The 12,695-nt window shown below is 43.0% G+C and carries 9 protein-coding genes; 5 read left to right on the forward strand and 4 right to left on the reverse strand.

The genetic code is table 11. From position 1 onward, the window contains the following. The first annotated feature begins 69 nt into the window (after positions 1 to 69). Positions 70 to 909 carry a CvfB family protein gene (locus tag AWH66_RS16380; RefSeq protein WP_063606367.1) on the forward strand — a complete coding sequence of 280 codons (840 nt, stop codon included), beginning with the start codon at positions 70 to 72 and terminating at the stop codon, positions 907 to 909. A gap of 282 nt (positions 910 to 1,191) precedes the next feature. On the opposite strand, the gene rsmF is transcribed toward AWH66_RS16380, so the two are convergent. The 4 genes from rsmF to AWH66_RS16400 all read right to left on the reverse strand — a co-directional run bounded on the left by rsmF (position 1,192) and on the right by AWH66_RS16400 (position 8,454). Further along, a complete protein-coding gene (gene rsmF, locus AWH66_RS16385) occupies positions 1,192 to 2,610 on the reverse strand; it encodes a 16S rRNA (cytosine(1407)-C(5))-methyltransferase RsmF (RefSeq protein WP_063606368.1) in 1,419 nt (472 codons plus the stop codon). Between the two features lie 112 nt (positions 2,611 to 2,722). Then, on the reverse strand, positions 2,723 to 5,359 hold the full coding sequence (locus AWH66_RS16390; protein ID WP_063606369.1) for a PqiB family protein: 2,637 nt from the start codon (positions 5,357 to 5,359) through the stop codon (positions 2,723 to 2,725). Between the two features lie 8 nt (positions 5,360 to 5,367). Next, a complete protein-coding gene (locus tag AWH66_RS16395; protein ID WP_063606370.1) occupies positions 5,368 to 6,618 on the reverse strand; it encodes a paraquat-inducible protein A in 1,251 nt (416 codons plus the stop codon). A 39-nt stretch (positions 6,619 to 6,657) separates the two neighbouring features. Beyond that, positions 6,658 to 8,454, reverse strand: coding sequence for an ABC transporter ATP-binding protein (locus AWH66_RS16400; protein ID WP_063606371.1), 1,797 nt, complete (start codon positions 8,452 to 8,454; stop codon positions 6,658 to 6,660). A gap of 83 nt (positions 8,455 to 8,537) precedes the next feature. On the opposite strand from AWH66_RS16400, the gene AWH66_RS16405 reads away from it, so the two are divergent. From AWH66_RS16405 to AWH66_RS16420, 4 genes are all read left to right on the forward strand, one after another. Continuing rightward, positions 8,538 to 9,011, forward strand: coding sequence for a GAF domain-containing protein (locus AWH66_RS16405; protein WP_063606372.1), 474 nt, complete (start codon positions 8,538 to 8,540; stop codon positions 9,009 to 9,011). 98 nt (positions 9,012 to 9,109) lie between these two features. Then, positions 9,110 to 9,739 (forward strand): RNA chaperone ProQ, encoded by a 630-nt coding sequence (gene proQ, locus AWH66_RS16410; RefSeq protein ID WP_063606373.1) that lies wholly within the window; start codon positions 9,110 to 9,112, stop codon positions 9,737 to 9,739. A 17-nt stretch (positions 9,740 to 9,756) separates the two neighbouring features. Next, a complete protein-coding gene (gene prc / locus AWH66_RS16415; RefSeq protein ID WP_063606374.1) occupies positions 9,757 to 11,760 on the forward strand; it encodes a carboxy terminal-processing peptidase in 2,004 nt (667 codons plus the stop codon). Positions 11,761 to 11,925: 165 nt separating this feature from the next. Beyond that, a complete protein-coding gene (locus AWH66_RS16420; protein ID WP_006074536.1) occupies positions 11,926 to 12,588 on the forward strand; it encodes a hypothetical protein in 663 nt (220 codons plus the stop codon). Positions 12,589 to 12,695 lie beyond the last annotated feature (107 nt).

The following is a 12,695-nucleotide window of genomic DNA, read 5'->3' on the forward strand; positions in this document are numbered from 1 at the left end:
CAAGGTAAACTAGCATCTTAAAGCGAGTCAGGTATAATCGCGCCAATTACCCCAATAGAGATAAACACAATGATTAACGTAGGTCGTATCAACCAGCTAGAAGTAACGAAAGAAGCGGATTTTGGTTGGTTTTTAGACGGAAAAGATTACGGTTCAATTTTATTAACCAAGAAGCACGCTCCTGAGGGTGTAGCGGTTGGTGATGTTGTTGATGTTTTTCTCTATTTTGATGCGGACAACCAAATTGCCGCAACCACTGAAAAACCAATTGCACAAGTTGGTGAGTGGGGTCTGATGAAAGTTGAAGGCGTAAATAGTATCGGCGCATTTGCCAGTTGGGGAATTAAAGAGAAAGACTTACTTATTCCTTTTAGCGAACAGCGTGGTCGCCTGTCAGCAGGACAAACGATTCTTGTTTACGTGTACACCGACAAAGCATCCGGCCGTATCGTTGGCACCACGAAATTCAACAAGATTTTAGACAAAACACCTGCACAATATACAAAGAACCAGCAAGTTGATTTGCTCATCGCTGAACGCAGTGACTTGGGTTACAAAGCGGTCATTAATGGTGAACACTGGGGAATGATTTTCCCTTCGGATGTATTTGGTAAGTTGTTTATCGGTAAGCAGTTGAAGGGCTTTATCAAGCAAGTTCGTTCTGATGGTAAGATAGACTTGACGCTTCAAAAAGTGGGCGTTGCGAAAATGGATGATTTAAGTGAAAAAATCCTAAGTTTACTAGAGAAGAAAGGTGGCTTCTTACCATTGAGCGATAAATCTACGCCTGAAGCGATTTTTGCCACCTTCAAAACCAGTAAAGGTACATACAAGAAGAGTATCGGTGGTCTATATAAGCAAGGTAAGATCAGTATTGATAAAGATGGTATTCGTTTGATTCAAGACTAATCAAAACTAGCGACAAAAGTTCAGATCAAAAAGAGGCCCAAAACTGATCCTGATTTGGGCCTAGGGGAATGGCTCATGGAGAGCCTACGCTAACTGTTTTAAACAAACCTGCATTCAAGAATGCGTCGCTATGCTTCTTTATGTCAGTGCTTAGAATCTTTACTTTAAACGGCTATTGCGTTTAATTGCCTATGTGTTGATAACCTTTAAAGTGTAGTACAGAACAGGAAAAAAGCGATGTGACCAGCGGTTTTAGCTAGCTAAAACCGCTATGTATTTGGCTTAAAACAGGTTTTTGTCGCGCACCAACTCTCTTGGAAGGCCATTCTTTACTCTATTTCCAACCCATTTCCCCAAACCAATAATAAAACCGTTATAACTAACGAACACTTCACCTTTGCCAGATAAGCCCTCAGGCCTTACGTCTCTACCCATAAACCACTCTCTTGCGTCCTCTTTAGATAGGGGAACAGCGGTTGTATCAGTATTAGTCAGAGCCGTTGCGACTTGGTGTTGCCAGCGATAACCTTTTTTATGTTGTTCCGCGATCTTGATACCCATGCGCGAGAAACGAAACTCTCCCAACATTGGTTCTAGCGCTTCTGGGAATAACCAAATGTCATTGTCACGCTTCCATAATGTGCTGTGTTGTGGAACGGAAATACTCATAGCTTGCTGTAGTTGAGTGACAACGTCACTTGATTCTTTTCGAGTTAATGGCTGAAAAGGAAACTTACCGAGCCGTTTCTTTACCGTTGGAGCAGGATGAGTTCCTGTTTTCTTAAACTTGGCAATAAAGAAGCCTTCGCTGTCGTAGGTTTGCGGGAAAACGTGCAGAAACCCTTCTTGTGTTGTCGCTTTCTCTGCATCAGGGAACAGCTGTTGCAATGACGTGATTTCAACAGCATCTCCAAACGTTTGTGTGAGATGAAGAGCAACCTGTTGGTTTTCTTCTGGACTTAAAGCACAAGTAGAATAGACCAGAGAACCACCTACTTTTAGGGCGTGAAATGCACTTTCAATCAGGTCTTTTTGGGTTTGAGCAATATCTTTGGTAGACGCTAAACTCCAGTTTTTCATCGCATCGGCATCTTTACGAACGGTTCCTTCCCCTGAGCACGGTGCATCTAAGAGAATGGCATCAAACTGTTCTGGCAACCATCCGCCAAACACGCGAGCATCGTAGTTACTCATTGCAACATTACTGACGCCACAACGTTCGATATTGGCGTGCAATACTTTAACGCGGCTAGCGGCAAACTCATTCGCTACCAATACCCCTTCGTTATTCATCAATGCGGCAATCTGAGTCGTTTTTGAGCCGGGAGCGGCGGCCATGTCCAAAACGGCTTCAAATTTTTCATCACCACAAAATAAAGCACTAGGCGGCAGCATAGAACTGGCTTCTTGAATATAGAATAATCCGGCCATATGTTCGGCGGTGTTGCCAAGAGGAACGATGCTTTCGTCAGCATCAATCCAAAATCCCTCTTCACACCAAGGAATGGCCGTTAATGCCCAACCATTTGTCTGCGCTTTTTGTAAAAAGTCATCAATTGAGATCTTAAGGGTATTAACGCGAATACTCTTTCTTAAGGGTCTTTGACAAGCGGCGATGAAGTCTTCCATGTTGAGAGTGCTAGGGAGGAACGTTTCAACATGTCTTAAGAAGTCTTCTGGGAGGTAAACATTGGCGTGCAAAATGATGCCTTTCGATAGCTGTGTTTATTTAGCAGCGAATTATATACCTAGCGTTAATCAAAGCAAATAAAAGCCCGCTATTGCGGGCTTAGGAAAGGCGTCTTTTGTTCGATTAAGGAGTAGGGATCGGCGTGCGCCATTTTTTCCAGTTTTCTTCTGCAGAGGTGTTTAAATAAAACGACTGTCCAGCCTCTGCTTGAGGTTGAAGCTGCTTCCCTTCTGGAGTAGAGAAAGTAATCCCTCCTCGAATCAGGCTATCAACCGTACCAGCCTTGATGTTAGCCCCTGAGAGGCCAATTTGCACATCTAAACCAGATACATTCCAAAACACGCTATTGGAACGGACTAAATACGCATAGTGAGGATCAATTTGAATGGTGGAGACAACACGATCAGCGAATGTGCCAAGCTCGACCTCAGTGACACGACCTACTTCGATGTCTCGATATAGGATAGGTGTTCCTGGTTTAATTGAACCGCGAGTTTCACTTTGCAGCGTAAACTCAACGCCGTTCTCTACTTTAGGAAAATCGTTAAGCTCGAAAACCTTAGAAGATTTTCCTTTACCGGGTTCTACAGCTATGTATTGACTAACAATAGCGCCTAGATTCTTCACACCGTTAAGACCGATTTGCGGTTTCACCATCCAATAATAGGTGCCTGATGTCGTTAACTGATTGACATATTCCGGCAGAATCCTCGCTATTACTTCAACACGCTCTTTATCGAAATCTGGAACGGTAAGCATCACTTCACCAACTTTTACTCCTTGGTATTTTAGCGGCATACCTTTACTGACTTGTTGGTCTGTTGTCGTGGTATAGAGAGTAATAGATTGACCAAATTTACGAGCAGAGTTGAAGTCCTGATATAGTTTCCAGTTCTTTCCAGTTTTGTTGTCGATACCCGGCATACTATCAAATGCGATACCACCGTCGATGAGTGTTTTGAGTGGCGCAGCTTTAACATGGATCCCAGATAAAGAGGCTTCAACTTCAACACCAGAGCGGTTCCAGAATACGGTTTGTGGTGTAACGAGGTGCTTGTATTGGTTATCGATACTCGTTTGAATATAGACTCCTCCATCAGTCAATGAGTAGTTTGATACGCTACCGACCTGCATATTTCGATACAGAACGGGACTACCTTCTTGGATTGGTGGAAGTTCATTAGCAAATAGTGTCAAGCGCATTGAACCAGTTTGGTCATGTTTTGCTAACTCAGCCAATGATTTGGTTTGGAACAAGGCAAATTCTGCGCGGTCTGTTTTAGCACCTTCACTGACAAAACTGATAGAGCCTGTGAGAAGTTGTTTTGCAGGCGGGACAGTAACGTTGAGTCCCGCTTTAGTTAACTCAGCGGTGGCACTGCCTGTTACGAAAAAGCGGTTTTGAGAGCGAATCAGATCTTTGTACTCAATATCAATGGAGATATCCATTGCCACTTGGTCGTCCACTAGTTCCACGCTATTTAGCGTGCCGACAGGAATACCTCTATAAAGGACGCTGCTGCCAGGCTCAAGGCCAAATGAGTTCTCAGAAAGTAGACGTATAGAGATCGATTTCGCTTGAACGCGGTCGAGTTCGTCTTGTTTAACGGCTACAAAGTCACGTGCTTGTTCACCACTGCCAGGAACGAGCGTCAAAAAATTTCCAGTAATCAGATTTGATAGGTTTTCAACCCCAGACAACGACACTTTGGCTTCTTCCAATAAGAACAATGTGCCCTGATTAAGCATATCACTAAAGGCTGGCTCTATAGATGCTGAAGCAATTATAGAGTCTCGTTCTCCGCTTAGTGCTAAATTGTTGATACGACCGATCTCAAGACCACGATACATAATCGGTGAGCCATTGGCTTTCAAATTGCTGTTATCGGGTAGGGCGATGCGAATTGGAATACCGCGACCAGCGGTTTTAAGATCTTTGTACAGTCTAAAGTCTGTCCCAGCTTTGACTGGCTCACCGCCGTCTGGAGAGTCTACGGCTATGGCGCCTGCAAGAATGGCACTCAAGCTTTCAAGACGAATGTCGACACCTTGAAAACCAACGTTAGCCCCGATACCACTCACATTCCAAAAGCGGCTTTTGTCAGTGATGATATGACGAAACTCATCTTGAATAGATGCTTTGATAATGACGGTTTCAGCATCATTATCAAGCTTGAAGCTATAGACTTCACCTATTGGAATTTTCTTGTAGACAATTTTTGAGCCTACTGAAATGCCGCCTAAGTCTCTTGCTTTTAAAGTAACGGTTAACCCGTCGTTAACTGCCAGTTCTGGAGGTACTGACTCAAGAGCCACATATTTAGATTTCGCGCTATCGGATTCGGTAGCAGGGAATATCGATATGTAATTACCGGATACAAGAGCATCTAATCCAGAAATGCCAGATAACGACGCCGAAGGTTTTACCAACCAAAATTTAGTGTCTTCACCCAGTAATTTGGTTGCTTCAGGATAAATATCAGCATCGACATAGATGTTACTCAGATCTTCTGAGAGATTGATGTCTCGCACCATACCCACTTCTAAACCTTGATAGCGAATAGTCGTTCTACCTGCTATTAATCCTTGCGCATCAGAGAAGTAGATTTGCACTCGCTGACCGGCGTCATGAACGGCTTTTGCTAATAACCAACCCGCCAAGGCGATGGTCAAAACAGGCAAGATCCAGAGAGGAGAGATACGTCGATCTTTCTTAATCTCTGGGCTATAGGATGGTTGCTGTTGATTCTCGTTACTCATTAAAGCTACTACTCAACTTTGGTTTCAGGTTGCAAGGAAGGTTTCGAATTATGTCTGTCCCACAGTAATCGTGGGTCCAATGTTTCGGCCGCAAACATGGTTAATACAACCACTATACCGAAGGCAACGGCACCAAACCCTGGGGTGAAGTTCAAAATCTGGCCACGGTCTACTAACGTAAGCATGATTGAAATGACGAACAAATCAGTCATCGACCATTTTCCGATCCATTTAATCGCTCGGTAAATGCTCATTTCGACTTTGTGGTTTTTAACCTTGTCGAACTGAATGCAAAACATCAGATAGCTGAGGCCAATAATCTTAGCTACGGGTACTACGATACTCGCCACAAAGATAATAATGGCAATGCCGAGCATATCGTTGTTAATAAGCGAGGCAACCCCAGAAAAAATGGTGTCTTCTAGGCGTTGTCCATTGGTAATTAGGATTGAAATGGGCACAAGGTTGGCTGGGAATATTGCGACGGTCGCGGCAATAAGCAACGCCCATGTCTTTTGCATGGAGTTGGGCTTTCGATGGTGCAATGGATTGTGGCAACGAACGCAAAATTCAGCTTCGGGTTGTGACAAATGGCATGTGTGGCAGTGGATCTCTTTTGCTTCTACTGGCAAGGAGCTTTCTGCTTGCCAACTTTCCCAATAACGTCGTGTGCTCACTCGGTTCACTAGAACAATGGTAAGTACTTGTAGAATCACCAAACTATATAGTGCATTACCTACATAGATATCCGAATAATCTTGGAGCTTAAAACAGGAGATAGCGACACTGATCAGGAAGACATCCAACATTACCCAATGCTTACTGTGTGAAAGAATGCTGAGCGATATTTTAAGTGTATTGAACCAACGATACTTCAGTGCGACATGAGCAGTTAACACTGTGGCGCACATAGCGAGTGGGGCAATGGTGTGGCAAAACAGGGTTAACAAAGCAAGCCCAGGGTAGCCTTCCTTAATGAGCGCATAAACCCCTTCCATTAAGGTACCTTCAATCATCATTCCTACGAGTCGGATAGTTATAAAGTCGAAATAATGAGACGGTATAAACAGAAGTAAGCAGGTTATTGCTAGAGCGAGGTTGCCACCAATAGAGTAACTTTCGCTGCGATAGAGTTGAGTACCGCAACGAGGGCAATCAGCACTGTAGCCTTTTTTTAGGTCGACGATGTCAACAGGCAGCTCACAGCATTGGCACAAACGAACTTGGGTAGGCGTTCGCGCGTGAGAACAAGCACTCATCTTTTATTACCTATCAAAGATGAGTGTGTAGGTGTTGAGTTAACTTGCTGATTGCACTGAGCCATAAAGTGTCTGATACAGTCCTTCTGCTTCGACCAATTCGAAATGCGTTCCCGATTGAGTGACTTGCCCGTCTTCCAAAACATAGATGAGATCGGCCTGTTTTACCGCAGATAGTCGGTGCGCGACAATCAACGTGGTACGGCCTTTCAAAAACTCAGTCAATGCGGTGTGTAAAGCCGCTTCGGTAGCAGTATCGAGTGCAGACGTCGCTTCATCAAGGATGACGAACTGCGGATCGCTTAATATCATTCTAGCAATAGCAAGCCGTTGACGTTGTCCTCCGGACAACCGAATACCATTGCGACCAATTTGTGTTTCCAGACCGTCGACTAACTTGTCAGTGACGTCTTGTAGCTGAGCAACTTTGAGCGCATTCCAAATGGAGAAGTCGTCATACTCTCTGCCAAGTGTCAGATTATGCCTTAAGCTGTCATTAAAAAGTATAGGTTGCTGTAAAACAACAGCAATTTTATCTCGAATTATGTCGAAACCTATGTCGTCAGTGTTAACACCATTGAAGCGAATGATGCCACTGCGTTGTTTATAAACACCGATAAGTAACTGAATGAGAGTTGACTTGCCCCCGCCACTTGCTCCCACCAGAGCGACCTTCTTACCCGCTGGGATATGCAAATTGAGTCTATTGAGTACGTCTTTATCTTGATCATAAGAGAAAGAGACGTTTTCAACAGCGACATCAACCTCTCGATCAGCTTCGAATGGGTTGACTTTACTAATGGCGCGCGGCTCTTCTTCCAATTCGAGTAAGCTGTTGATTCTTGTCAGTGCGGCTTTTGCGCTATACCAAGAGAATTGAATGCCTAATAATTCCTGAACAGGGCCTAGCATGAACCACAAGTAACCGAAGACAGCGAAGATTTGCCCGATGGTGAGATCGCTAAATAACACCATAACCATTGCTATAGCTCTGAATAGCTCAAAGCCAATTAAGAAAAGGAGAAACGACAATCTACCTGCGGCTTCTGATTGCCACGCGTATTTATCGGCGTTACTGCGAACTTCATTGGCTTGTTCTTTGAGCTGCTGTAAGAAATCTCTCTCTCGATTGGCTGCTCTAAGTTGATAAATACCATCCAGTGTTTCAACTAGGCGGTTTTGAAACTTTTCGAACGCTTGGTTTTCTTGTTTTTTGAGATGCTTAACCATCCCGCCCAATTTTCGGGAGAAATAGACGACGATTGGATTGACCAATAGGATAAACAGGCCTAGACGCCATTCTAGCCATAGCAAGACGATAGCAGTACCTAAAACGGTTAGGAAGCTAATAATAAACTTGCTTAACGTTGAGCCAATGAATTGGTCAATGGTTTCAATATCAGTAATTAAATGCGCATTAATACCGCCACTACCGCGAGTCTCATATTGTTTGATGCTGATACGACCGAGCTTGTCTATCATCTTGCATCGGATTTTATAAGTAATGGTTTTGGAAACCAGCGTGAATTGGCGACCTTGCAGAATATTAAGACCTTGGCTGGTAGTACGCATAAGAACAACGAGTACTAAGGTAAGAGCGATGTAGCCGATAGGTGTCTGCCAACTGTCTAGCATGATCATGTTCATATACTGCAAACCAGTGGATGGCTGGTTAAGCAGAACTTCGTCGACCATCAGTGGCATCAATAATGGGATAGGGACGCTAATGAGTGTGGCAATAATAGCGATGATATTCGCTGCGATAAGCCGAGACTTATGATTTTTTACTTGAGTTATTAGCCAGGAACGGCTAATAGTGTCTTTCGTACTTGTCATGCTTTTGAGAATGGTTCCTATTACGATTTTTGGGCATTGTACTGGTATTGTAAGATATTGAAAGTGTTATTGATGGACATATCATGAATCTAGAAAACTATGAACGCTTGGCAAAACAGGCCACGGCACTCATTGAATCCGAAACGGATTTTATTGCTAACCTATCTAATATTAGTGCACTTCTTTTCATGGAGTTAGAAGATCTTAACTGGGCCGGTTTTTATTTAATGAAACAGGGCGAGTTAGTGTTAGGACCTTTCCAAGGAAAACCAGCGTGCGTCCGTATTCCTGTCGGCCGTGGTGTCTGTGGCACTGCAGTAGAAACCAACACCATACAGCGTGTATACGATGTACACGCGTTTGAGGGTCACATTGCATGTGATGCTGCAAGCAATTCTGAGATCGTAATTCCGTTTTCTATGGGTGGTGAAGTCGTCGGCGTCCTAGATATTGATAGCCCAACAATTGGTCGATTCAGTGAAATAGACGAAGAAGGACTACAAAACTTCATGAATTCGGTAGAAAAGGTGCTCAATTCACATACAAACGCGGCTTAAAATGAAATTTGCCTGTGGTTTTTCTAGTGCAGGTCACTATAATACCAAGAATATTTTTCTTAATGCTTCGCGGATAACCGCATTAACCAGGAACCCACATGGAAAACACTGAGAAGTTGAAGAACAGCAAAGAAATTATCGCGTATATTGCTGAATGTTTCCCTAAATGCTTTACTGTAGAAGGTGAAGCAAAACCACTTAAAATTGGTATCTTTCAAGATCTTGCTGAACGTTTAAAAGATGACGAGAAAGTCAGCAAGACTCAGCTACGTGCAGCGTTAAGACAATACACTTCTTCTTGGCGTTATCTACACGGTGTAAAACCGGGTGCAGTACGTGTTGACCTAGATGGCAATGAATGTGGTGAACTAGAAGCTGAGCATGTTGAACACGCGCAAGCTACACTAGCTGAAAGTAAAGCTAAAGTTGCAGCTCGTCGTAAAGAACAAGCTCAGAAAGCTCGTGAAGAAGGCAAAGCAAAACCTAAAGCTAAAAAGCCTCAAACACGTAAGCCACAAAACAATACTAAGAAACCAGCGAAAGTAAATACGCCAGTTGAAACGCGCGCTTTGAATGCAGATGAAATGATCATCGGTAAGCAAGTAAACGTAAACATGGGCAAAGGGAACATGGCTGCGACCATTGTTGAAATCAATAAGGAAGATGTGCGCGTTCAGCTAGTAAATGGCCTACAAATGGTTGTTAAAGCGGAGCACCTGCGCGCATAAAGGAGAAATTCCTACGCATGAAGTGCCGTTCAAAATTATCGATAGTTGCTGCTAGCCTTTGGCTAGCAGCTTCATCAGCTCACGCTTTGGAAGCGAAATTTGAAAAATCAGATATTCCTACCTTGGCTCCCGAAGTACAACATGAAACAGCCAGTAAACGCGTAACTTCTCGTTTTACTCGTTCTCACTACAAACACTTCACTTTAGACGACGAATTTTCAAAAGCGATTTTTGCACGTTATTTGGAAATGCTCGACTACAACCGAAATATCTTCACACAAGCCGACATTGACAAGTTCGCGTCTTGGTCGACTCAACTTGATGATCAACTTAAAGCTGGTAACAACCAAATTGCGTTTGATGTATATAACCTTTCGATGCAGAAACGTTATGACAGATTTGCTTACGCGTTATCTCTGTTAGACAAAGAGATGAAATTCGATGTTGATGAAAATATTACGTTAGATCGTTCAGAGGCGGCTTGGCCAAAGGATGAAGCGGAGCTTAATGAGCTTTGGCGTAAACGCGTTAAGTATGATGCATTGAATCTGAAGTTAGCTGGCAAGAATTGGGACGAGATAAAAGAAACGCTTGGTAAACGTTACAACAACGCAATCAAACGCCTAACTCAATCACACAACGAAGATGCATTTCAAATTTACATGAATGCGTTCGCTCGAGAAGTTGATCCTCACACTAGTTACTTATCTCCTCGTTCTGCAGAACAGTTCCAGTCTGAGATGAATCTGTCTCTGGAAGGTATTGGTGCCGTTCTTCAACTCACTGATGACTATACTGTTATTCGTTCTCTAGTAGCAGGTGGTCCGGCATCTAAGAGTAAGCAACTAGGTGAAGGTGATAAGATCATTGGTGTCGGACAAGATGGTGAAGAAATTGTGGATGTCATCGGATGGCGACTTGATGATGTCGTACAGCTTATCAAAGGTCCAAAAGGCACCAAGGTTAAGTTACAGATTCTACCTGATGGCAAAGACGCTAAGGCGACCGTTGTTGAAATCGTCCGTGACAAGATTCGTTTAGAAGACAGAGCTGTTAAGTCTGAAGTTATCGAGAAAGACGGTAAGAAAATAGGTGTTCTTGAAGTACCAAGTTTCTACGTTGGCTTATCTAAAGACACAGACAAACTAATTACAGAGCTGAAAGAAAAAGGCGTCGACGGCATTATTGTTGATTTACGCAACAATGGTGGTGGTGCCTTGACGGAAGCAACCGCAATGTCGGGTTTATTTATTGAAAGTGGTCCAGTTGTACAAGTACGAGACAGTTACGGTCGAGTTAATGTAAACAGTGATACTGATGGAAAAATCAGTTATCAAGGCCCATTAACTGTACTCGTTAATCGTTATAGCGCTTCTGCCTCTGAAATTTTCGCTGCTGCAATGCAAGACTATGGTCGCGCAATTGTATTAGGCGAGAACTCATTCGGTAAAGGTACAGTTCAGCAACATCGCTCACTAAACCATATCTATGATCTATTCGATAAAGAGTTAGGTTACGTACAATATACCATCCAGAAATTCTATAGAATTAATGGTGGTAGTACGCAGAACAAAGGCGTAGTACCAGATATTGCCTTCCCAACGCCAATCGATCCTGCTGAAACTGGTGAGAGTGTTGAAGATAACGCACTACCATGGGACAGCATAGATAAAGCGAAATATAGTGAGTTACAACGTAACGATGAGATGATCGCATCGCTTACGACTAAGCATGAAGAACGCATTAAATCGGATATGGAATTTGGATTTATTGCAGAAGACATTGCTAAGTACAAAGCCGAAAAAGACGACAAAACGTTATCCTTGAGTGAATCTGCACGTAAAGCGGAAAGCGATAACAATGATGAGCTTAGATTAGAGCGTGTCAACTTGCGTCAAAAAGCGGCGGGAGAAGAGCCTTACAAAACTTTGGATGATATCCCGAAAGATTATGAAGTCCCAGATGCTTACTTAGATGAAGCAGTGGCCATCATGGTCGATATGGTTAATGCTAAATCATAATCTCTTCAAACTGAACAAAAGCGAGCCTAGTGCTCGCTTTTTTAATGCTTGTTCTAGCTTGCCTCGTATTTGATACTCAAAATTAAAAATCGTGATTTAGATCAAAAAATTTCGCAATCTCGTATTAACCCACCTAAGCTTAATATAACTGTGAGGGGGATACATATGAGATGGATTACACTACTTTTATGTGTTTTGTCGTTTGGGGTGCTGTCGGATACACGTAAAGATAACAATGACTTAACTCAGTTTGACCAACCGTTTCTGTTGGGAGATTGGTATTTAGTAAACCCGAGTCCAGAAGAAGGACCGGACACCTTTTTAGCAATCAAGCTATCACTGGGTTCCAACTACACGTTTTCGATAGACATTCAAAAACAAGACTACAGTATTGAACATTGGGAAGGGCTGTTTACCGCCAATGATGATACGATCATTCTCGGCCTAAACAGTGATGAACCTCAGGTCTATAACTATAGCGGCAACCACAATATGCTCAATCTGAATGGAGTCGTCTTTACCAAAGCGTTGCCTAATGCACTTGCTGGTATCTGGTCTTCAGTGAGTGTGAGTGGTGATGACAAACATGCTCAAGAAATTGCGAGAATGGATTTAATTCTTCAGCCAGATTTTGTGTTTACGTTTCGTGTAAGTTCAAGCGATGGGGATGAAGCGATTCATAGTGGCGTTTACTACACTGAAAATGACCACATCGTGTTGCTTTATAAAGATGGTGAACACGATGCAACGTATACATTAAATCAGGATGAACTGACTTTAGAGGTAGAAGACGGTGATATGTTTGCTGTCCTCAACCGTATTCGCTAGCAACACAGGCAGTTAGTCAAAAGCGTCAACTTAGTTTGACGCTTTTTTTGTATCCAATTCTGCACAGTAACAGTTCTAAGGTATATAATCGTCGAGGATTAAGCTAA

It is taken from the genome of Vibrio barjaei (assembly GCF_001639065.2).
Classification (GTDB): domain Bacteria; phylum Pseudomonadota; class Gammaproteobacteria; order Enterobacterales; family Vibrionaceae; genus Vibrio; species Vibrio barjaei.

Coding starts and splice junctions, on each gene's coding strand:
- AWH66_RS16390 (WP_063606369.1), bottom strand. CDS start 5,359: ATGAGTAACGAGAATCAACAGCAACCATCCTATAGCCCAGAGATTAAG.
- proQ (WP_063606373.1), top strand. CDS start 9,110: ATGGAAAACACTGAGAAGTTGAAGAACAGCAAAGAAATTATCGCGTAT.
- AWH66_RS16400 (WP_063606371.1), bottom strand. CDS start 8,454: ATGACAAGTACGAAAGACACTATTAGCCGTTCCTGGCTAATAACTCAA.
- AWH66_RS16395 (WP_063606370.1), bottom strand. CDS start 6,618: ATGAGTGCTTGTTCTCACGCGCGAACGCCTACCCAAGTTCGTTTGTGC.
- AWH66_RS16405 (WP_063606372.1), top strand. CDS start 8,538: ATGAATCTAGAAAACTATGAACGCTTGGCAAAACAGGCCACGGCACTC.
- prc (WP_063606374.1), top strand. CDS start 9,757: ATGAAGTGCCGTTCAAAATTATCGATAGTTGCTGCTAGCCTTTGGCTA.
- AWH66_RS16420 (WP_006074536.1), top strand. CDS start 11,926: ATGAGATGGATTACACTACTTTTATGTGTTTTGTCGTTTGGGGTGCTG.
- AWH66_RS16380 (WP_063606367.1), top strand. CDS start 70: ATGATTAACGTAGGTCGTATCAACCAGCTAGAAGTAACGAAAGAAGCG.